Annotated in this window: 16 protein-coding genes; 10 read left to right on the forward strand and 6 right to left on the reverse strand. The window is 58.2% G+C overall.

Going from position 1 to position 20,386, the window contains the following annotated elements; translation table 11 throughout:
* Positions 1–62: 62 nt before the first annotated feature.
* Entirely contained in the window at positions 63–773 is a 711-nt protein-coding gene (locus U6037_RS02460) for a PqiC family protein (RefSeq protein ID WP_064117177.1), read from the forward strand.
* A gap of 456 nt (positions 774–1,229) precedes the next feature.
* Here the strand turns inward: U6037_RS02460 and U6037_RS02465 are convergent, their stop codons facing one another.
* The gene (locus U6037_RS02465; protein ID WP_322845690.1) at positions 1,230–2,735 is read right to left on the reverse strand and encodes an AhpA/YtjB family protein; all 1,506 of its coding nucleotides are present in this window, start codon (positions 2,733–2,735) and stop codon (positions 1,230–1,232) included.
* A gap of 134 nt (positions 2,736–2,869) precedes the next feature.
* On the opposite strand from U6037_RS02465, the gene serB reads away from it, so the two are divergent.
* The gene (gene serB, locus U6037_RS02470) at positions 2,870–4,084 is read left to right on the forward strand and encodes a phosphoserine phosphatase SerB (RefSeq protein ID WP_008079219.1); all 1,215 of its coding nucleotides are present in this window, start codon (positions 2,870–2,872) and stop codon (positions 4,082–4,084) included.
* 119 nt (positions 4,085–4,203) lie between these two features.
* Here the strand turns inward: serB and U6037_RS02475 are convergent, their stop codons facing one another.
* The 4 genes from U6037_RS02475 to U6037_RS02490 form a co-directional block, all read right to left on the reverse strand.
* Positions 4,204–5,958, reverse strand: coding sequence for a molecular chaperone (locus U6037_RS02475; RefSeq protein WP_322845691.1), 1,755 nt, complete (start codon positions 5,956–5,958; stop codon positions 4,204–4,206).
* A gap of 67 nt (positions 5,959–6,025) precedes the next feature.
* On the reverse strand, positions 6,026–6,886 hold the full coding sequence (asd, locus tag U6037_RS02480) for an archaetidylserine decarboxylase (protein ID WP_008079215.1): 861 nt from the start codon (positions 6,884–6,886) through the stop codon (positions 6,026–6,028).
* Positions 6,887–6,905: 19 nt separating this feature from the next.
* The gene (gene rhdA / locus U6037_RS02485) at positions 6,906–7,721 is read right to left on the reverse strand and encodes a thiosulfate sulfurtransferase (RefSeq protein ID WP_322845692.1); all 816 of its coding nucleotides are present in this window, start codon (positions 7,719–7,721) and stop codon (positions 6,906–6,908) included.
* Positions 7,722–7,763: 42 nt separating this feature from the next.
* Positions 7,764–9,302 (reverse strand): HDOD domain-containing protein, encoded by a 1,539-nt coding sequence (locus U6037_RS02490; protein ID WP_322845693.1) that lies wholly within the window; start codon positions 9,300–9,302, stop codon positions 7,764–7,766.
* 166 nt (positions 9,303–9,468) lie between these two features.
* On the opposite strand from U6037_RS02490, the gene motA reads away from it, so the two are divergent.
* The 3 genes from motA (at position 9,469) to U6037_RS02505 (ending at position 12,651) form a co-directional block, all read left to right on the forward strand.
* Positions 9,469–10,320 (forward strand): flagellar motor stator protein MotA, encoded by an 852-nt coding sequence (gene motA, locus U6037_RS02495; RefSeq protein WP_007915795.1) that lies wholly within the window; start codon positions 9,469–9,471, stop codon positions 10,318–10,320.
* 3 nt (positions 10,321–10,323) lie between these two features.
* Positions 10,324–11,397 (forward strand): flagellar motor protein MotB, encoded by a 1,074-nt coding sequence (motB, locus tag U6037_RS02500; RefSeq protein WP_322845694.1) that lies wholly within the window; start codon positions 10,324–10,326, stop codon positions 11,395–11,397.
* A gap of 90 nt (positions 11,398–11,487) precedes the next feature.
* On the forward strand, positions 11,488–12,651 hold the full coding sequence (locus tag U6037_RS02505) for a sterol desaturase family protein (RefSeq protein ID WP_322845695.1): 1,164 nt from the start codon (positions 11,488–11,490) through the stop codon (positions 12,649–12,651).
* A 48-nt stretch (positions 12,652–12,699) separates the two neighbouring features.
* Here the strand turns inward: U6037_RS02505 and rsgA are convergent, their stop codons facing one another.
* Positions 12,700–13,731: a small ribosomal subunit biogenesis GTPase RsgA gene (gene rsgA, locus U6037_RS02510; RefSeq protein WP_322845696.1), complete on the reverse strand. Its 1,032-nt coding sequence runs from the start codon at positions 13,729–13,731 to the stop codon at positions 12,700–12,702.
* Between the two features lie 107 nt (positions 13,732–13,838).
* Here rsgA and orn point away from each other — a divergent pair, with 107 nt between their 5' ends.
* From orn to U6037_RS02535, 5 genes are all read left to right on the forward strand, one after another.
* A complete protein-coding gene (gene orn / locus U6037_RS02515; RefSeq protein ID WP_034151653.1) occupies positions 13,839–14,381 on the forward strand; it encodes an oligoribonuclease in 543 nt (180 codons plus the stop codon).
* A gap of 140 nt (positions 14,382–14,521) precedes the next feature.
* Complete coding sequence (locus tag U6037_RS02520; protein WP_322845697.1) at positions 14,522–15,133, forward strand: trimeric intracellular cation channel family protein; 612 nt, start codon at positions 14,522–14,524, stop codon at positions 15,131–15,133.
* A 172-nt stretch (positions 15,134–15,305) separates the two neighbouring features.
* Positions 15,306–16,337 (forward strand): hypothetical protein, encoded by a 1,032-nt coding sequence (locus tag U6037_RS02525; RefSeq protein ID WP_322845698.1) that lies wholly within the window; start codon positions 15,306–15,308, stop codon positions 16,335–16,337.
* 183 nt (positions 16,338–16,520) lie between these two features.
* The gene (locus U6037_RS02530) at positions 16,521–19,052 is read left to right on the forward strand and encodes a DUF6543 domain-containing protein (RefSeq protein ID WP_322845699.1); all 2,532 of its coding nucleotides are present in this window, start codon (positions 16,521–16,523) and stop codon (positions 19,050–19,052) included.
* Positions 19,053–19,392: 340 nt separating this feature from the next.
* Positions 19,393–20,379 carry a hypothetical protein gene (locus U6037_RS02535; protein ID WP_322845700.1) on the forward strand — a complete coding sequence of 329 codons (987 nt, stop codon included), beginning with the start codon at positions 19,393–19,395 and terminating at the stop codon, positions 20,377–20,379.
* Positions 20,380–20,386 lie beyond the last annotated feature (7 nt).

A 20,386-nucleotide genomic window follows, 5' to 3' on the forward strand; every position in this document is an offset into this window, starting at 1 on the left:
TCTTCATATTTATTGAGTATTTTCACTGTGGTCAGCCTTGTGGCGGCCACCTGGACGGGATGATGACTGCTCTGCGCCCCCTTATTTTCCTGCTCGCCGGCGTTTTGGGCCTGGCGGGTTGCAGCGTTCACCAGCCGGTGTCGCTGTATCAACTGGACAGCGGAAGTCCGGTTCAGCCTGCGCAAAGCGCGGGCATGGCGGTTTTGTTGGGTCCGGTAGTCGTAGCCGATTACCTGCAACGTGAGACTTTGCTGCAACGTCAACCGGATGGCAGTCTGCAAGCGGCGACCGACGGTCGTTGGGCAGGTAGCCTTTCGTCGGATATCGATCAATTGTTGATGCGCCAGGTGGCGGGTCATCTGGACAGTCAGCGTGTGGTGCTGGCACCAGCCACGACCGGTTTTACCCCGGATGTGCAAGTGCTGCTGACCATTACGCGTCTGGACTCCGGAGAGAAGCAACCGGCGATCCTTGATGCGCAATGGCGTTTGATCGACCGTCGTGGTCAGGTGCGCGATAACCGCATCGTTCATCTGCAGGAACTGCATGCCGGCAGTACGGCTTCGCAGGTGCAGGCTCAGGGGATCTTGTTGCAGCGTCTGGCCGAGCAATTGTCGGTGGCGCTCAAGCCGTTGGCCAATCAGCCACCGGTGGCTGAGGCACCACGTAAATCGGCACCGAAACCGGCCGCGCCGGCGGCGGAAGCCGAGAAGCAGCCGAAGATTCCAATGGCCTCGCCGATTCGTACGGATATGGAAGTGTTCCGCTTCTAAGCTGGAACGAGTTAGAACAGAGCCCGCCTTGTGCGGGCTTTGTTGTGTCTGGGGGGGCGGTGGCGAGACCAAAAGCCCCTCACCCCAGCCCTCTCCCCGAGGGAGAGGGAGCCGACCGAGGTGTCTGGCGCTATGCATCGACCTGAAAGATCCTGGCGATTATGGGTTCGGTAGGGCAGGGGCAGGTCGGTGTACATGTGGAATATTCCCGGATCAGTCCCCTCTCCAGGAGGTAGAGGGGACTGACCGAGGTGTCTGGCGCTACATATCGACCTGCAAGCGCTTGGCGATTCTGGATTCACAGCAGGGCGCTCAAGTCGGTGTAGCTCTCCAATATCCCCCAATCAGTCCCCTCTCCCTCGGGGAGAGGGCTAGGGTGAGGGGCTTTTCAGTCACCCACAAAAAAGCCCGCAGACAATCACTCGTCTGCGGGCTTCTTCACATCAGGCCTGAGGCTTAAGCCCGACGCTCATGCATCCGCGCCAGTTGCCGTTCGAGCATCGACGGATAAGGCTCCATCAATCGCTCCACGCAGCAAGCCCCCTCAGGGCTGGCGATCGGGCGGATCCGCGCACGCTGGCGGATCAGCGCATCGTCGCCGATCTTGCGTTCAACCAGTAGCAGGTTGCGGCTGTGTTGTGACAGAGCCAATGCATCCTGCGCCGAATCGGTCAGCAGCAGGTCGATCTGACTCAAGCCGAACAACTCATCGCCAAGGGTCAGGCCCAGTTGCAATTGCAGGGTGATACCGCTGTCCGCGACTTCAATCTGCAATTGATGACCCAGTGCCCGCAGCAACTCGCCGCAGCAGATCGCGTTGGTCAGGTAGTCGTCGCCACTGTCTTCGGTGTGGAACAGCATCAATGTGCTGCCATCGTTCAGGGTTTCGATTTCGCCCTGATACAAGGAAGCGGCCTGATCGAGGCAATCGCGATAACGCTCCTGCAATTCTTCCAGACGTGCCCGCGGCAAGCGGCGCAGTTGCTCCTGCGAGCCCAGTTGCACCGCCAGCACGGCGGTGTGCTGCGGCACGCTTGGCGACGGTTGGCGAACGACGGGTTGCGGCGCGCCATTGAGCGACTCGTCGCGCAGGTCGGCGAATGCATCATCGTCATCATCGTCTTCGACGGTACTGACCAGATGTCGCGGTGCAGGCTTCTGTGCGGCCATCGGACGGGTTTCGTCGAAACTCGGATCACGCAAGTTGCGCACCTCGAATTCCGGCTCGTCTTCTTCATCCTCGAACTCGGGTTCCGGTTCTGGTGCAGGCTCCGGCGCGTAGTTGGCGTGGAGCTGACGCGCCAGATCGCCGATTTCATCCTGACGATCAATGCCCGGCGTGTGCTCGTCGATACGGCGTAACCAGACGCGAAGTTGCAGCAACGGCGTCGACAGGTAGCGGCCCATGCGCAGGCTCAAGGCCAGTGACAGCGCCAGCAGGATGCCGCTGAGAATGCCCATGCTTTGCAGACTGATGGTCATCGGCTGCTGGAACTGATCCATGTCCAGGCTGATGCGCAGTTGCCCGGCGGTCACGTCCTGGAAGGTGATCTTGCTCTCGTACATGCCTTCGGCTTCGCCGAGCAGGCTGTGCTTGGGCCGCTGACCGGACTCGGCGAGGATGCGGTTATCCACGCTGTAGATCGCCGCGTGGGCCACCAGTTTGTTCTTGGTCAGGTTGTTGAGCAGCACGTTGAGACTGAGGATGTCGTTGGACACCAACAGCTCGGTGGCCGAGGTCGCGGTCTGCGTGGTCAGGCTTTCGCCCAGCGCATCGGCCTGCTGGTGCATGGCCTGCTTGAATTGCAAACCCATCACGCCGGCATAGATCACCAGGGCCAGAGCGACCAGGATCACGTTATGGCTGGCAATGCGCAATGCAATCGGTACACGGCGGTGGCGCAGTGCACGGAAGATCAGCAGGAAGAAGTTATCGGTTTTAACTGGCGTGGGCCGGTTCACTGAGCTCGGCTCTTTTGTCCGTGAAGTTGACGCGCAGTATAGCGACAGGCCCTAGACCGGCAAAGCGCTCGCGGTGCCCGATGGTCACTGAAAGTGGGTAGAATGCGGTTTTTTTCCAGTTGCGGGGGTGCGCGTTGCGCGAAATCGTCCTGATTAACATCACGGGAGTCGACCGTCCGGGTCTGACGGCAGCCATTACCGGTGTTCTGGCACAAGGTGGTGTGAACATTCTCGACATCGGTCAGGCGGTGATCCACGACACCCTGTCGTTCGGCATCCTGGTTGAAATTCCCGATTCGGAGCAGGGTAAATCCGTGCTCAAGGACATCCTGTTCAAGGGCTACGAGCTCGACCAGCAGGTGCGCTTCACGCCGGTGTCCGAAGAGGATTACCAGCAATGGGTGGGCAATCAGGGCAAGAAGCGTCACATCGTCACCCTGCTGACCCGCAAAGTGACCGCGGGCCAATTGCAGGCCGTCAGCTCGATTACCGCCAAATATGGCCTGAACATCGACCATATCGACCGTCTGTCGGGTCGCATGCCGCTGGACACCCCGGCTGATAAGGGCAAGGGCTGCATCGAGTTCTCCGTGCGTGGCGAAGCGGCCGATCCGCAGGCGTTGCGTGCCGAGTTTCTCAGCGTTGCCCAGGAACTGAACGTCGACATCGCCTTCCAGGAAGATTCGCTGTTCCGTCGCAACCGTCGCCTGGCGGTGTTCGACATGGACTCGACGCTGATCGAAGCCGAAGTCATCGACGAACTGGCCAAGGCTGCCGGCGTAGGCGAGCAGGTGTCTGAAATTACTGAGCGGGCGATGGCCGGCGAATTGGATTTCCGCGCCAGCTTCAAAGAACGTCTGGCCTTGCTCAAAGGCCTGGATGTCAGCGTGCTGGATTCGATCGGCGCCTCGCTGCGTCTGACCGAAGGCGCTGAAACGTTGTTCGCCGAACTCAAGCGTCTGGGTTACAAGACTGCGATCCTGTCCGGCGGCTTCACCTATTTCGCCAAGCAACTGCAGGCCAAACTCGGCATCGACTATGTATTCGCCAACGAGCTGGAAGTGGTCGACGGCAAGTGCACCGGCGTGGCGATCGAGCCGATTGTCGATGCGCAGCGCAAGGCTGACCTGCTGAAAGAACTGGCGCACAAGGAAGGCTTGCGTCTGGAGCAGACCATTGCGGTCGGCGACGGTGCGAATGACCTGCCGATGCTGGCAATTGCCGGGCTGGGCGTGGCGTTTCGTGCCAAGCCACTGGTCAAGCAGTCGGCGAAGCAGGCGATTTCCACCCTTGGGCTGGATGGCGTGCTGTATTTACTGGGTTTCCGCGATCGTGACGGACAGCTCTGAGATCTCTATCGCCTGACTTGGCCTCTTCGCGAGCAGGCTCGCTCCCATAGTTGAAATGCATTCCAATGTGGGAGCGAGCCTGCTCGCAAAGGTAGCGCCGCCGATCCATCGGCGGGCACTTAAAGCGATTTCCACAACGAATCAAAATCCTCCTCGCTACCGCCATTGCGCGCGGCCTCCAGCGAGCGATAGGCAAACTGATTGAAGCTGTGTGTACTCGCCACCCGTCGATCCAGTCCGGCGCGGTGCTCTTCGCCCTGGGTGTTGATCAGCACCTTGCTGCCTTCCTGAAACGGCAGGCGCGGTGCCAGCAAGGTTGCCGGGACATCGATCGCGCTGATCTCCGGTAGCAATAATCCACGCAAATACTGGCTGTGGTCGTCCCGCGAACGCACCAGTTGCAAGCCGCATGGCTGTGCGTGCGGCGCCACCAGCTCAATGCCCATTTGCGTACCGCCGCCGCGCACCTGACGAATCCAGCGAATCACCGCGATGCTCCAGCCCAGACTGACGCTGTCCTGAATCCCGAGCATTTCGCCGGCCTGCAATTCGGCGGGGACTTCGTTTGGCCACGCCAGGCAATAACCGCCGGGGCTGTGATTGATCACCGGCAGGGCATAGGTCGGGTAATGCGGTGTGCTGTCGGTGTGGCTTTCATCCTCGAGCAAATGGTCGTACTGAATTTCCTCGTAGGGCAAAAACTCATCAGCTTTGTTCTGCGGTGCGGCGTCGAAGGCCTGGCTCCAACTGTCCTTTTCACCTTTGGCGAGGGCACTGCTGAAATTCGCCGAGCGTGCTCCGGGATGTTTGAGCAGTTCGCTGAAACTGCGCTCGCCGCCGAGGTAGAAGTGCAGGGCGCTCATGCCCACGCACACGGTCAGGTTGCCCTGACCCACGGTACGCTGAAAACTGCGTTCGGCGGCTTGGCCCCAGGTTGCGTGCAAGTGTTGCAGGGTATCGAAGCTCAGCCCGGCCGGGACGGGCAAAGGTATTGAAGTGTCCTGATTCAGCAAATGCGCTTCGATGGCGTTCACCAGCGGCTGCGGATCGAAGCCGAGCAATCCCGCCTTTTGTTCGCTGCGAAACATGTTGCGGTAGCGCGGGCCGGCATCCAGCTCTGCGCTGATCGCCAACAAGCCTGCGTCCGGGCTGGCGGGTTGCAGCTTGAGCAGCGCGCTCCACGGCTCCAGCACTTCGGCGAGCCGGGCGATCTGGTTTTGCCGCAACTGATTACACCGGGCGCTGCCCACCAGGAGCGCGGCGATGTAGGTCTGTTCAAGGCTCAATTCTGTGGTGAGGCTGGCCAGATCGTCACGCACGCGTCGATGTTGCAGCTGTAATTCAGCGGCGCTGCGATACAGCTGATGCAGTTCGAACCACACATGCTCAGGCGGCGAGCTATACAGCTGCGTGGCGCGCAGCAGTTGGCCTTTGAGTGCATGGGCAGCACGTTGCAGGGCCATACTGACCAGCGCTGCGCGATCCTTGCCGTACTTCGGCGCAATTCGCAGCACGATCTGTTTGTAGCCGATGGCCAGATGGCTTTGCAGTGCCTGACAAAGGTTGCTGATCTTGCGTGAGCGCTCGTCGAGCATGATCGCTTGATGCAGGAAATGCCGCTCCAGGTGCTGGCAGACGAAATACACCTCGGGTCGCAGCAACTCAAGCAGGTTGAGACGGTTGTCACTGGGGGTGAGCAGTTGGTTAAGTTCGCCCAGGCCTTGATAAAGCAGGCGGGCGGTTTCGCCGATGTTGGCCTTGGGTAGGCCGGCGATCCAGCGCTTGAGGTCGCGCGGGGTGGCTTCGCAAAACGACAGGCGCGTTTGCGACGGTGTTGGTGCTTGAAGGGACGGCGGGGATAGGGTCTGGCTCATGCCAAAAACCATAGCAGCAAATAACGCAATCTGCGGGAGCGCCCTGGGCGACTCCCGCAGCGGTCAATCAGGCTTTTGGCAGCGCCAGGCCCTGGCCCATCTGCACAGGCGAACCAGCGACCAGTTCTTCAGCCCACTTCACCTGATCCGGCCCGAACAGCACGATCGCGGTCGAACCCAGTTTGAAGCGACCCAGTTCGGCACCTTTTTCCAGATGGATCGGCGCACGCGCGGCTTCGTCGTAGCGGAAGGTTTTCAGTTCGCGCTTCGGTGGAGTGACCAGACCGGCCCACACGGTTTCAATCGAAGCGACAATCATCGCGCCGACCAGCACCACGGCCATCGGCCCGCGCTCGGTGTCGAAGATGCACGCCACGCGCTCGTTGCGGGCGAACAGTTCCGGAACGTTTTCCGCGGTGGTCTGGTTGACCGAGAAGATCCGGCCTGGGATGTAGACCATCTCGCGCAGGGTGCCGGCCAGTGGCATGTGCACGCGGTGGTAGTCCTTCGGCGACAGGTAGATGGTGGCGAAGTCGCCGCCCATGAACGGCGCGGCATTGGCCGCGTCACCGCCGAGCAGCTCCAGCACACTGAAACTGTGGCCCTTGGCCTGGAACACGCGACCGTGTTCGATCGGGCCGAGCTGGCTGACCGCACCGTCGGCCGGGCTGAGGATCGCGCCCGGGGTTTCGTCCAATGGACGCGCGCCGTCTTTCAGGGCGCGGGTGAAGAAGGCGTTGAAGTGCTCGTAAGCGGTCAGGTCTTCGACCAGCGCTTGCGACATGTCCACCTGATAGCGCTTGGCGAACCACTGGGTGAAGGCATTCTTGAACCAGCGCACACGGCACTCGGCAACGCAGCCAGCCAGGCGCGACAGTAGGTGATGAGGCAGCAGGTACTGGCTGAGGATAAACAGACGCTCTTTCATTGGTTGTCCTTAAAAAACCTTAAATCTCGACTGGCGTGTCAGGGTGGTTGCCCCATTCGCCCCAGGAACCGGCGTAGCCCTTGACCCGCGGATAACCGAGGGACTTGGCCACCAGATAAGTGAAGCCCGACCGGTGATGGGTCTGGCAGTGGGTAATGATTTCTTTGTCCTTGGTGATCCCGAGATCTTCGAGGATCTGCGGCATGTCCGTGCGGATGCGCAGTTGACGCGCCTTGTCCATGCCCGCCGTCCATTCGAAATTGACCGCACCGGGAATGTGCCCGGCCTTGGCGGCCAGCACTTTCTCGCCGGAATACTCCAGCGGCCCGCGCGCATCCCAGATCGCCAGATCGGCAGCGCCGAGACGGCTTTGCAGGTATTCGCGCGTTGCAGTCGGCGCTTCGTCCAGGGTCAATGCCAACGGCCCACCGACAATCGGCGGAACCTGGATCGACATCGGCATGCCATCCGCCAGCCACGCCGGCAGACCACCGTCTATATAGTGGTACTTGTCGTGACCGATGACGTCGAGCAGCCAGATAAAACGTCCGGCCCAGCCGCCACCCTCATCATCGTAAACAACGTAGACCGCGTCTTTGCGATGGCCCAGTTCACCGAACAAGGCTTCCAGATCGGCTTTGGCCGGCAGCAGCCCCGGCGCCGGCGGTTGGCCGAGCTGAGTGCGTTTCGGGTCGACAAAGCGTGCACCGGGCAGATGACCTTCGGTATAGCGGGCGGCACTGGTCAGATCCACCAGAATCAGCTCTTCAGACTCAAGCCGAGGAAGCAGGTCGCTCGGTTCGATGACGAGCGGCAAGCCAGAGAAGTCAGACATGTGAGGTCTCCAGAGCACAAAGGGGGGGATTGTAGCGCAGCCTCATCGGGCACGGCTGCTAAAGCTGTGCAGGGCCTTTTCGATGCACTGCGCGGTTTTGCCAAAGGCTTGCACGGTGATGTCAGCGAACGGCCCGCCGCCCTGATCGGCGACGACGATCATGATCACCCGGCCGTTATTGACCAGTGAGCGCAGCATCAGATGCTCGCCGCGAAACAGCGTGCGCAGGCTCGGTGGCAGCAGGGCGGAGAATTGTGCGTTGTTGTCCGGGTTGATGCGCACTTGCGCCTGTTGCGCGAGCAAGCGTTGCAGCACGCTGCTTTGGCTGACAACGAACGTCAGCGCCGCAGCGTCTTTTGGCAAACCATGCGTTTGCTGCACGCGCAGGCTGGATTGGCTGCGGTCTGCCATCAGGATCAGCACCTGGCGCATGCCACTGGCGGCCAAGGCATCGCGGGCGGCGACGGTCAGGCTCATCGCATTGGTGAAGCGGCTCGGCTCTGCCAACAGCTCGGCGCACTGCTTGCGCCATTGGCTCAGGTCTTCTGCCGTCGGCGCGGCGGCGGGCAACATACCGGCAGGCAAGCGGCGGGTGCCCCACGGCCACAGCAGCGAAACCGCCGGGTGCCACAAATCGGGCATCGCATGCTGGCGCGCGCTGTTGGCGGCTTGCTGGTGCAACTGTTGTTGCACCTCGTCCATCGAGATTTGCAGATAAAGGCTGGTCAGGTACTGCCAGCGCTCGCTGTGCGGACTGTCCCAGGCCTGTTGCGCCGACAGCGCCAGACCATTGGCCAGCAGCACGGTATTGGCCGGTTGATTGAGCCAGCGGCGCAGGGTCGGGTCATCGTCGAGGCGGTTTTGCTGACGCAGCGGATGTTCGCTGTCGCGGGCAATACGCAGCACTTTCACCAGTTCGCGTTGCTCGCTGAGCAGCAGTTTATAACCCTGCTGCACCCAGATCGGCAGATGCCAGGCCTGCACCAACGCTTCAGCGATTTTCAGCAGGCGTACGCCGAACAGTTGCTTCTCCACCACGCGCGCCGATTCGCCCTTGTGGATAACCCGCAATTCCCATTCTTCGAGCAATTGCGGATACGTCAGCGCCAACGGCCACAGCGGCGACAGAAACAGCAGGCTGCCCCAATGGATGTCCTGCCATAGGCGCGCCAGGCGACTGGCGAAAAAACCGTTGGCCTGTTGCGTCGCGTGCTGGCTGATCATTTGCAGTTGGCGCAGGGCCTTGGGGATCTGCATCTGCGGTTCGGCGGGCAGCCGCGCCAGCAACTCTTCGGTGCGGGCGAGGCCGAGGCGATTGATCGCTACCTCAAGATTTTCCGCTGGCGTAGCCATGGTGCCGTGGGTGTGACGATTCGCCTCACGGATGATGCTCAAGGCCAGCGCCGGGCTGTCCTGCATCAGGTCGGCGATGTCGCGCAACGAGCTGCGATTGTCGCGAATCGCCCGGCACACCTTGTCGTGAGACTCTTGCGGCACGGGCAGTCGCACGCCATCGAGCAACTTTACCCAGCCCTCGATCGTGGTCGGTTTTGCGTGTGGGACGTTCGTTTCATTAGCCATGTCTGGACGGGATCTTCACTGACTGTAGACGCGCCCGGCATGGGCTAAATTGGCTTTTCGCCTGAACTGGCTATAGTCTGGCGCAGTTTTGCCGATAAGTAGAAGAAGAGATTTTTTAACTTCCGAATATGACCTTGAACCCGACTTAAGTAAGTACTTTCTACCTATGGCTAAAATTATCGGCATCATCGTCGTATTCGCGAGCGTGCTCGGCGGATACGTGCTCTCCCACGGCAAGATTGCCGCCCTGATCCAGCCTTTCGAGGTGTTGATCATTGGTGGTGCTGCACTCGGTGCATTCCTGCAGGCCAACCCCGGCTACATGACGATGCACGTGCTCAAGAAATCCCTGAGCATGTTCAGTTCGCGCTTCAGCCACACTTTCTATCTGGAAGTGCTCGGCCTGATCTACGAGATCCTCAACAAGAGCCGCCGCGAAGGCATGATGGCCATTGAAGGCGACATCGAAGATGCCGCCGCGAGCCCGATCTTCGCCAAGTACCCGGCCGTGCTCAAAGACGAACGCATGACCGCGTTCATCTGCGATTACCTGCGCATCATGTCGTCCGGCAACATGGCCCCGCACGAGCTGGAAGGCTTGTTCGACATGGAGCTGTACAGCCTCAAGGAAGATCTCGAGCATCCGTCCCATGCGGTGAACGGCATCGCCGACGCCATGCCCGGTTTCGGTATCGTTGCGGCGGTACTCGGTATCGTGGTGACCATGGCCTCGCTGGGTGAAGGCGATCAGAAGTCCATCGGTCTGCACGTCGGTGCGGCGCTGGTCGGTACCTTCTTCGGTATTCTCGCGGCGTACGGTTTCTTCGGCCCGCTGGCGCATTCCCTGGCCCACGATGCCAAGGAAGAACTGAACGTCTACGAAGCCATCAAGGCCTCGCTGGTGGCTTCGGCTTCCGGCATGCCGCCATCGCTGGCGGTCGAGTTCGGTCGCAAGGTGCTGTACCCGGCCCACCGTCCAAGCTTTGCCGAGCTGGAACAAGCCGTTCGCGGTCGCTAAGTCATGGAAAATAATCAGCCGATTATCATCAAGCGCGTCAAGCGCATAGCCGGCGGGCATCACGGCGGGGCGTGGAAAATCGCCTTCGCCGACTTCGCCACGGCGATGATGGCGTTCTTCCTGGTGCTGTGGCTGCTGTCCACGGCGACGCCCGAGCAGAAGATTGCCATCGCCGGTTACTTCAAAGACCCGGTCGGCTTTTCCGAAAGCGGCACGCCGTACATCATCGACCTCGGTGGTACGCCGACCCTGGCCCCGGAAAACACCCTCAACCCGGAAGTGAAGTCGCAACCACAGCCCGACAAGGTCACGGTCGACACGGAGCAGGTTGAAGGCATGGCCGAAATGGTCGAGAAAGAACGCCTCGAACTGCTCCTGCAAGAGCTGCAGAACAAGGTCGACGAGAACCCGCAACTGCAGAAATTCAAGGACCAGATCCTCTTCGAGATCACGCCGAACGGCTTGCGCATCCAGATCATGGACGCCGAGAACCGGCCGATGTTCGACTCAGGTTCCGCACGCCTGAAGCCGTACTTCGAAGATATCCTGCTGGCCATGGCCGACACCATCAAAGCGGTGCCGAACAAGATCAGTATCAGCGGTCACACCGACGCCAAGCCGTACACCGGCACCGGCGATTTCGGTAACTGGGAACTGTCGGCCAACCGTGCCAACGCTGCCCGTCGTGCCTTGGTCGCCGGTAGCTATCCGGATGCGCAAGTGGCGCGGGTCGTCGGTTATGCCTCGTCGGCGCTGTTCGACAAGGAAAACCCGTTCAACCCGGTCAACCGCCGCATCGACATTGTGGTGCTGACCAAGAAAGCTCAAGCGGCGATTGAAGGTTCGCAAGGCGCGGATCCGGCGAAACCGGCGGATCAAGGTCAGAATGGCGCCGCTCCGGCAGCGCCTGTCGACCCGAATGCACTGCCGGCGGATCAGCAACCGGTGCCGGCGCACGAACTGCGCGAACGCCTGAACCTGTTCGACGACGCTGCACCTAAACCGGCCGAGCCGGGGAGTGCGGCGCCACCAACCACGGCCCCAACGACTGCTCCGGCGCCCGCGCCCAAGCAGTGATTCACAAAAAGCCACGGACACCGTGGCTTTTTTGTTTCTGCCTGCGTCGCAATCACCAGTCGCAGTTTTCGCAATCACGGAAGATCAGTTATGGAAAGACTCAAAGCCTATTTTCAACGGCATGGCAACGCACCCTTCAAGTTTGGCGAAGGGCGGGTCAGTGGCTATATTTCGGCCACCCTCGGGCTGTTGAGCCTGTTGGCGGTGTTCTGCTTCCTCTTTCCGGAATGGCTGACCACGGCCGAATTGCGCAAGGTCTATGACGAGCAGTTTGCGCGCACCACGCTGTTGCTCGGTCTGGTGGTTTCGTTCAGCCTCGGCACCCTGAATATCCTGCTCAACAAGCGCAAGCGTCTGGGGATTACCGGTCTGGTGGCTTCGGGGCTGGCGGTGTTTCTCGGTGGCACCAATGTTCAAGTCAGCTCGATCGGGCAGACCCCGTACTCGCTCGGTCTGGACTGGTTTGTGCTGGCGCTGCTGGTGTCGGCGATCGTGTTCATTCCCTTGGAAAAGCTCTATTCCAAGGACCCTGAGCAAAACATCCTGCGCCCGCACTGGCGCACCGACCTGACCTACTTTTTCGTCAGCCACATGCTGGTGCAGTTCATCCTGATCTTCATCACCGCGTCCTCAAGCTATATCGCCGGTTGGGCGGTGTCGCCCGGCTTGCAGGCGAGTGTGCAAAGCCTGCCGCTCGTTGTGCAGTTTGTGCTGGCGATCCTGGTCGCCGATCTCGGTCAGTACTGGCTGCACCGTCTCTATCACGTGGTGCCATTTCTGTGGCGCATCCACGCGGTGCATCACTCCAGCACCCACATGGACTGGCTTGCCGGTTCGCGCGTGCACTTCATTGAAATCCTGCTGACCCGCACCGGTGTGCTGGTGCCATTGATGCTGCTGGGCTTCGCGCCGCAAGCATTGAATGCCTACGTGATTCTGGTCGGTGTTCAGGCGGTACTGGCGCACGCCAACGTGCGGATCAATGGCGGCTGGCTGAACTACCTGATCGTGTTGCCGCGCTACCATCATTGGCACCACGCCCGGCACAAGGATTACATCTACAAAAACTACGCGATCCACACGCCGCTGGTGGACATGCTGTTCGGCACGTTCAAGCTGCCGCCGAAGGAGTGGCCGGTACGTTACGGCGTGTTCGGCAAGGAATTGCCGGGCGGGATTGTGCGCCAGCATCTGTATGCGTTTCGCAAGCCTGAGCCAAAGGTGGTTGTGCCAAAACCGCCGGCCAGCGTTTGAGGCAAAAAAAAGCCGCGAGATGATCGCGGCTTTTTTGTGTCCGGCTACTTAATAGCCGTTTTCAGGCAGACTGGCGATGATCGAGCGGTAGCTGTTCATCCGCTGCTGCTGGATGCGTCCGTCTTCGAGTGCCTTGAGCAGCGCGCAACCCGGTTCGCGATCATGCTTGCAGTCGCGGAAGCGACAGGTGCCGAGCAAGTCATCGAACTCGATGAAACCGGCTTCGACATCGGCACGGCTGACGTGGCCGAGGCCGAATTCACGGATACCCGGGGAGTCGATCAGTTCACCGCCGCCAGGGAAGTGGAACAGTCGCGCGGTAGTCGTTGTGTGCGTGCCCTGGCCGGACAGTTCGGACAACGGCCCGACACGGGTTTCAACTTCAGGCAGCAGGCTGTTGACCAGCGACGACTTGCCGACACCGGACTGACCGACGAACACACTGATGCGGCCATCAAGTTGCTCTTGCAACTGTTCCATGCCGTTGCCGTGGTGCGCCGACACTTCCAGCACCGGATAACCGAGGGTGCGATACACCGCCAGCAGCGCGTTGAGCGCCGGGGCGTTCTGTTCGTCGATCAGGTCGAATTTGTTCAGCAGCAGCAACGGGCGGATGCCGGCGTGTTCGGCCGCGACCAGATAACGGTCGATCAGGTTGGCGTGAGGCTCAGGCAGCGGCGCGAAGACGATGACGATCATGTCGACGTTGGCGGCTACCGGTTTGAGTTGGCCACGGCTGTCCGGGCGGCACAGTTCGGTGGTACGCGGCAATTGCGCGACGATCACACCGATGCCCTGATTGCCGGCGCGCCAGACGACGGTGTCGCCGGTCACCAGTGCTGGCAGGTTAGCGCGCAAGTGGCAGCGGAACACTTGGCCGGCCTGATCACCGTCAACCGCTTCGACCTCGACCTGCACACCGAAGTGGGCGATCACCAGACCGGTTTGTTCCGGGCCCAGGTCGCCGCCCTCAAGGGCTTCGACCGCCGAGGACTCGCGTTTGGCGGCGCGCGCAGCGCGTTCGCCCTGAATCTTTTCGATGCGCCAGTTTTGACGACGATTGAGTTGGCGTTTGGCCATGGGTGTTCCGTCTGAAGAATGCAGCGATTAGGTAAAACGGCGGCGAGTTTAGCACGCCCGGCCACCGGCCTAGGCTAAACTGCGCAGCATTGCTTAGGAGCCGAAATATGCCAAACCCGCAGAACCTGATCTGGATCGACCTGGAAATGACCGGTCTGGATCCGGAAAACGACGTCATCATCGAGATGGCCACCATCGTCACCGACAGTGATCTGAACACGTTGGCCGAAGGCCCGGTGATCGCCATTCACCACAGCGACGAAGTGCTCGCGCGCATGGACGAGTGGAACACCCGCACCCACGGCAACTCCGGCCTGACCCAGCGTGTACGCGACAGCCGCATCAGCATGGCCGAAGCGGAAGCCGAAACCATCGCTTTCCTGGAAAAGTGGGTGCCGAAGGGCAAGTCGCCGATCTGCGGCAACAGCATCTGCCAGGACCGCCGCTTCCTTTATACGCACATGAAGGCGCTGGAAAGCTACTTCCACTACCGCAACCTCGACGTCTCCACGCTCAAGGAACTGGCGGCGCGCTGGGCGCCGGACGTGCGTGACAGCTTCAAGAAGGGCAGCACGCACCTGGCACTGGACGACATCCGCGAATCGATTGCCGAGTTGCAGCATTACCGTAAGCACTTCATCAAGTTCTAAGCTCGGAGCGATACCTGTCTGGGTGGCGGGTGCCTCACCACAGGATCTTTGTTCAGCAAAGAGTTCTGTGATGGCACTGCCCCCTTTTGGTGCCGCACTGAAATGGCTAGACTGCGCGCCTTCCTGCCTGGACTGCCACCATGTTGCTGATGCTCTATCTGATCGCCATCACTGCTGAAGCCATGACCGGCGCCCTGTCTGCCGGGCGACGCGGCATGGACTGGTTTGGCGTGGTGCTGATCGCCTGCGTTACAGCCTTGGGCGGTGGTTCGGTGCGTGATGTGCTGTTGGGGCATTACCCGCTGACATGGGTCAAACACCCGGAATATCTGGTACTGACCTCGGTCGCGGCAATGTTCACAGTGTTCACGGCGCGCTGGATGCGCCACCTGCGCTCGTTGTTTCTGGTACTCGACGCTGTCGGACTGGTGGCGTTCACCCTTATAGGCTGCATGACCGCACTGGAAATGGGCCACGGTATGCTGGTGGCCTCAGTCAGCGGCGTGATAACCGGGGTATTTGGCGGCATCTTGCGCGATATCTTCTGCAACGATATTCCATTGATCTTTCGTCGCGAACTCTATGCGAGTGTTTCTTTCGCCGCAGCCTGGTGCTACATGCTGTGTCTTTACCTGAATCTGCCCAGTGAGCAAGCCATTCTGATTACCCTGTTCGGCGGGTTTTTATTACGTCTGCTGGCCATTCGTTTTCATTGGGAAATGCCAAAATTCGTTTATAACGACGAACATTAATGGATGTTGCTGGTATGTGATTATTTGCGGGGTAACGGCCAGTATTTACTGATGGCTCGCAAATGTATATTTCTTACATTTTTCACTTTGCTGTTTATTTGAAAGAAATGTAATTTTTCTGTTGGCAGGTTTCGATGTCAATATTAAATATATCTCTTCCAAGGAATGCATCATGAGTGAAAGCATGGACGCGACAAACAATCAGCAAATCACTCCACCCATTCTGAAAGGCCTGACCAGTTTCAAGGTCAAGTTTGATGCCAGCGATAGTACCCGCAGTAAAACGCTGTTCGGTAATGGCCGAATGCAGGTGAAAGTACAGGTTCTGGTGTCCGGGGTAGACACCGACGGCAACGCCATGCACGTACCAGCAGACGTCATGGAAAGTATCGAACTGATTCATTACAGCACGGGCAAGACGTTGGGCGACGGCTGGGCCGCGAGCACCGTGCAAGGGCGGTTTACCCTTGAGTCGCGACCTTCCCCGACTGCCGGAGAGGTTCACGACGATGATCTGGAAAGTGACAGCGTTCATCCTCAGGTTCGCACGTTCTGGGTATCCTCATCGGGCGCCGGGACGACTCAGATCGGTGCTCGTCTGTCTTTGAACGGGGAGAGAATTCTCAGTAACGGCACCACGCTTTCCAGTGTCCAGGACAGCAGCGTAACTATCGAAGCACAATCTCCTGCGGCGTATTCCATAGACGCGTTTCGTTGGTATCAAACCCGGCGCGGCGATGAATTGCCTGGCAATCGTATCTGGACATATCGACTGGGGCTGTATCCGCGGGGCGATCAGATCAAACTGGTTGATTGGGTTGTAGACGGATTGAATGATCGCGTCAACTACAGGTTTGCGGGAGGGAATAGACTTAATGAAACAAAAACCAATTATATGGAGTGTATTCTTGTTCGCCCCGAAAAATCCGAAGTAACCGTGACCTTGCCAATTAATGGAGATCCCTTTGTATTTGCGTTTACTGCTGATGCCCAGACATGGAGTCATGAGCACTATCACGTACGGATCCAAAGCGACGGAGAGCTGACCGTCGTGCAAGCCCTGTCCGAATACTCGGAAAGTACGAAGGCAAGCAAATACGGAAAGGTACTCTACTTCCTCGCCATTGATGAATACGGCACGGAGCATAAGTTGGCGATTCGCGTGAATTTTTACGAGCGTAATCTATATCTGGAACGAGGTTGAATCTTATCTCCATCGATGCAATGTCGGTGGATGTAGTAGATGTATATATTTTTGGCATTGCGACTGCCGATAAACTGTGATGTTCAACTCAGGTATCGCACTGAAAGTGCGTTTTCTGAAGTCTCGCGTTGGTCCTTCAGCTATGGGGGGGCCAACGCAATCACTCCTCAAGGATGAGCATTCATGACTGGCAAACCGCCAAGGATAAAACCTGTAACTGTCCCAACCAAACCGTTCGATTCCAGCGTGGACGGCTCTCATCGGCCGTCGTTCTCGTCTTCGGCAGCACCGCCTCTGACCAGCGCGCATCGTCAGAAGCCCTTACCCCCATCCTCTTGGCCAGATTCGGTCGGAGTGACGCCAGCGATCAGTGTGAGCGTGAACCTGAGGTCTTCAGCGATCGATGAATTGGCGATACATGCCAAAAAATTCTCACTGGCAGATTACTCGATACCCATCCCCAAAAGTCTCGGCGAGGCCGATGCGCAGGGCATCCGGGTTTCGAGGCAGCGTCAGTATGTCGCCGTAGACAATGACCATATGGTGCAAGTGGTGCTGGACGCCGACAGTGGCCTGTTTCGCGCCACGCAGGCCAGTGAGCTCGACCCCTCCGGCCCGCTGCTGAAGCCGGACAGCGAGGGCCGGTTCTGGCTCCCGATCGAAAACAGCGAACCGCACAATCGTTCTGTGAGCCTCAATTCGAAACACCGGCACAAGGCACAACTGTTTCTGCGATCGGGCCATTCAGTGGACGATTTCTCCCCTCTCACTATTGAACGTATTCTTGCGGTGAGTGGCGTGGGTGAAATACTAGCGCACGACTCTCACATTCATCCCACGCCTATGGCCTTGCTGCAGGACACGCTCAGGCGTTTCTCCCTCGATCGAAACATCGAACTGTTCATCACAAAAATGCAACATTCCGATCCGTGCGTGCGTGCGCAGGCCGATCCACAAATGCAGGTTTTGCTGGCGTTACGCGAAAATGATCTGATCGAATCCCGTGTCCAACAGCACCGCGCTTTTCTCTTTCAGGAGATTGAGCGTGCGTTCGAACTCGACTGTGATGACAACACGGTGCAGATGCGGCGGATTTTTCCTCTGCTGCCGAAAACGACGGCCCAGGCGTTGTGGCAGGAGGCAAGTGCCGCCGACCGTTTGCACATGCACAATCAATCGGGAATGCCACGGCAACTGGCAAAAGAGGTGCTGCTGGCGTTGCGCGATGTTCGCCTGACAAGAGCGTGTGAAGGAATATATCTGGATTCGGTGTCCAGCCCTGACAGTGACCGTTTGGCGTTGAAGATGATCGGGCGTCTTGCGGGGTGGCCGCAACAGACCCGTATCGAGATTCGCCAGGGGACGATGGAAGGGGAGGTTCTGAGCGCTATCGGCGAGGCCGGTTCGCCGGTTCGTCACATACTGATTCGCCAGGATGATGGCTATGTCATCCGAAGTAGCGACGTCCCATTACCTCAAAGATCCGAGGATCTGTATTCAGCCGTCTGGCTCCTGTTATTGCCCGGGCATCGTCAGCTGCTCGGTGTGACAGAAGGCGGTGGTCCGGCGTTGCAGCAGTTGATCCGTGTACAGCCGTTGCCGTCGCGACAGGCCGTGAACGAATTGCTGGAGTTCGCACCGCTTCCGGTTAACGTCGATCCTGTTACTGCGCAACTCCGGCAAGCGGGGCAGTTGCGAGGTGGTGGCGATAACAACCCGGCGTCGACAAAGTCCGTCTTGGACCGTGTTCGTAATCTCTATCCGCAGCTTTCGGAGGAGGAGGTGACGACGTTTACCCGCGAGCGTTTGAAGAGTGATGCCTTCGCCGTATTGAATCGCCTGGAAAACGAGTTTGCGACATTGCGTGATGAATTGGCAGTTTGGACTGCCGACGGGGCGTCACCTGATGCGCCGACATCAGCTCCAGAAGGCGTGCCAACAAATGCCAAACGACGCCAGGCTCGCGAGCAGTTCAGCACAAAGCTGCAAGATATCTGGCAGCGCAAGTCGGTTTCGAAGTGGGGGGAGGGAGACTATCAATTTTCTCACTATGTTGATTTTTCGGGCGAGTTACCAAGGCTGTCCAGCCGATTTGAGTATGTGACAGAGTTGATATTGACCGCCAATGAACCGGGCGCACGGATAGGTGCGTTTCTTGACAGCTTTCCGAATATTCAATGTTTAGGAATCGTTGGCATAAAAATGGAGGAATTCGCCTCAGGAATATTTCAAATGCGCCAGTTAAGCGAGCTTACGCTGGACGGGTGTTCGCTGGAGCTATCCGAGGTCACAGTTGAAGGATTGGCCAGAATCGAAACGCTGACCCGGTTGAATCTGGCCAACAACCCTCTGACAGTTGCTCCGCATGTAGGCTACATGACGGGTCTGACCGCCTTGATGGTATATAAAACGAACCTTTCCAGTCTTCCCTCAGGTATAGACAGGCTCCCGGAACTTCAGGTCATGGCATTACACAATAATAATATTTCCGACGTTGGAGATGAATTGTTCGAAATTCCGGATACCCGGGATCTGTTCATTGGTTTATTGGGCAACCCGCTGAGTGACGTTTCCAGGCAACGGATTGATCAGTACCTGGAAAATTCCAGTCTGGATCGGAAATTGGAAATCCAGACTGAGGAGGTCTTTTCAGAATCTGACACCGATAGTGAGTCCTCAGAGAGCGGCATCTCGACAGGTTCAGAGAGTGACTGAATATTGGTGAAAAGTGACGGCTTATTTGTTTCCCTAAAATAATCTGACAAGAAAAAAGTGCTTGTAGCTTCCCTTCTGGTTCTGTGCGATTGAGGTCAGGAGGGGAGACAATTCGTTGAGTGCAGGAAAAGACGGGGCAGGAAGAGTGTTGTTGAATTCTATGTCGTGAAATCTGCCTTTTTCGAACTTATTAATATTTGTGTGAGTTGTTGGCGGAGATGATTAGATGTTGCCTCCTCACAATTTGTCTAATGTCGCGGCTGTTCTTATTTAAATCGATCGTCAATAGTTTGCTGAGTCCTCAGAGGGCGAAATCTATTAATCAGCAAGGTATTGTTAAATGTTTGATGATCAAGTTGGTATCTCCCGTATCGAGGTAAAACTCGACTCCACAAGGTCTGGCCAGCACAAAGTGCTTTATGCCAACGGGCGCATGCAGGTGCGAGTGTTGGTGCTTCTGCACGGGATCGATAACAATGGCGACGGCGCCTCACTGTATGGGCATCCCGCACTGAAATCACTGCGGTTAATCGCCTATAACGGCGCGCGGCCTCTGGAGGGAGACTGGAGCGTATCGCTGCAGGAAAATCGTTATGCTCATGAAATGTCGGGTGGTGCACCGCGGGTCGAAGAAGTTCCACGTGCCATGGACAATCGGATAAGCGACGATTCTGATCCGGTGCAAATTTTTCAGCTTTGGGTTTCAGCCACCAGGCCAGGAATCATGGAAGTAGCCGCCGAAATTGAAATGGACAACGTGGTGTTGCGAAGTAACGGAGTTGGCTTTGACAGCAGTGTTACGCTGGAGGCGATTCCGCCGAAACAGTATCCGCTGAGCAGCTTTTCGTTTAACAAATATGATAAGAAACAACAGAGGGTCCAATATGACTGGATTCAGCACTATCATATTGGCCTGCACGCAGATGGCCGACAGGTTCACCTGCTGGACTGGTACAGCAGTGAGGTGAAACTCGATCCTCATGATCCAGAAGATGCGGTGCAGGTCTATGTGTCCGGAAATATTCCCGGGACACAGGATGGTCGCAGGTGTTTTTACGGTTACATGGCGCCGATATATGGTCTAAAGGCAACCTTTCGCAGCCCCTTGGGTTACACCACCGTGCCGATTAACGAAGTGCTGGGGCAGTTGACGCTTGTTCAATATATTTCCGCTGACTTGCAAGTGGCGAGGGAAAGTGAAAGCGCATTTGAGTTTGCAGTGATCGATGAATTTGGTTCTGAGCACCGGCTGTGCATCGATGGTGATAAGGAACAGCGGACTTTTATTTTGGGTGAGTCGAGGCGATCAATGAAACAGCTTGTCTGATTTTGTT

The organism is Pseudomonas sp. B33.4, from assembly GCF_034555375.1.
Lineage (GTDB): Bacteria > Pseudomonadota > Gammaproteobacteria > Pseudomonadales > Pseudomonadaceae > Aquipseudomonas.

Coding starts and splice junctions, on each gene's coding strand:
- U6037_RS02460 (WP_064117177.1), top strand. CDS start 63: ATGACTGCTCTGCGCCCCCTTATTTTCCTGCTCGCCGGCGTTTTGGGC.
- U6037_RS02475 (WP_322845691.1), bottom strand. CDS start 5,958: ATGAGCCAGACCCTATCCCCGCCGTCCCTTCAAGCACCAACACCGTCG.
- asd (WP_008079215.1), bottom strand. CDS start 6,886: ATGAAAGAGCGTCTGTTTATCCTCAGCCAGTACCTGCTGCCTCATCAC.
- rhdA (WP_322845692.1), bottom strand. CDS start 7,721: ATGTCTGACTTCTCTGGCTTGCCGCTCGTCATCGAACCGAGCGACCTG.
- U6037_RS02490 (WP_322845693.1), bottom strand. CDS start 9,302: ATGGCTAATGAAACGAACGTCCCACACGCAAAACCGACCACGATCGAG.
- motA (WP_007915795.1), top strand. CDS start 9,469: ATGGCTAAAATTATCGGCATCATCGTCGTATTCGCGAGCGTGCTCGGC.
- motB (WP_322845694.1), top strand. CDS start 10,324: ATGGAAAATAATCAGCCGATTATCATCAAGCGCGTCAAGCGCATAGCC.
- U6037_RS02505 (WP_322845695.1), top strand. CDS start 11,488: ATGGAAAGACTCAAAGCCTATTTTCAACGGCATGGCAACGCACCCTTC.
- rsgA (WP_322845696.1), bottom strand. CDS start 13,731: ATGGCCAAACGCCAACTCAATCGTCGTCAAAACTGGCGCATCGAAAAG.
- orn (WP_034151653.1), top strand. CDS start 13,839: ATGCCAAACCCGCAGAACCTGATCTGGATCGACCTGGAAATGACCGGT.
- U6037_RS02520 (WP_322845697.1), top strand. CDS start 14,522: ATGTTGCTGATGCTCTATCTGATCGCCATCACTGCTGAAGCCATGACC.
- U6037_RS02525 (WP_322845698.1), top strand. CDS start 15,306: ATGAGTGAAAGCATGGACGCGACAAACAATCAGCAAATCACTCCACCC.
- U6037_RS02530 (WP_322845699.1), top strand. CDS start 16,521: ATGACTGGCAAACCGCCAAGGATAAAACCTGTAACTGTCCCAACCAAA.
- U6037_RS02535 (WP_322845700.1), top strand. CDS start 19,393: ATGTTTGATGATCAAGTTGGTATCTCCCGTATCGAGGTAAAACTCGAC.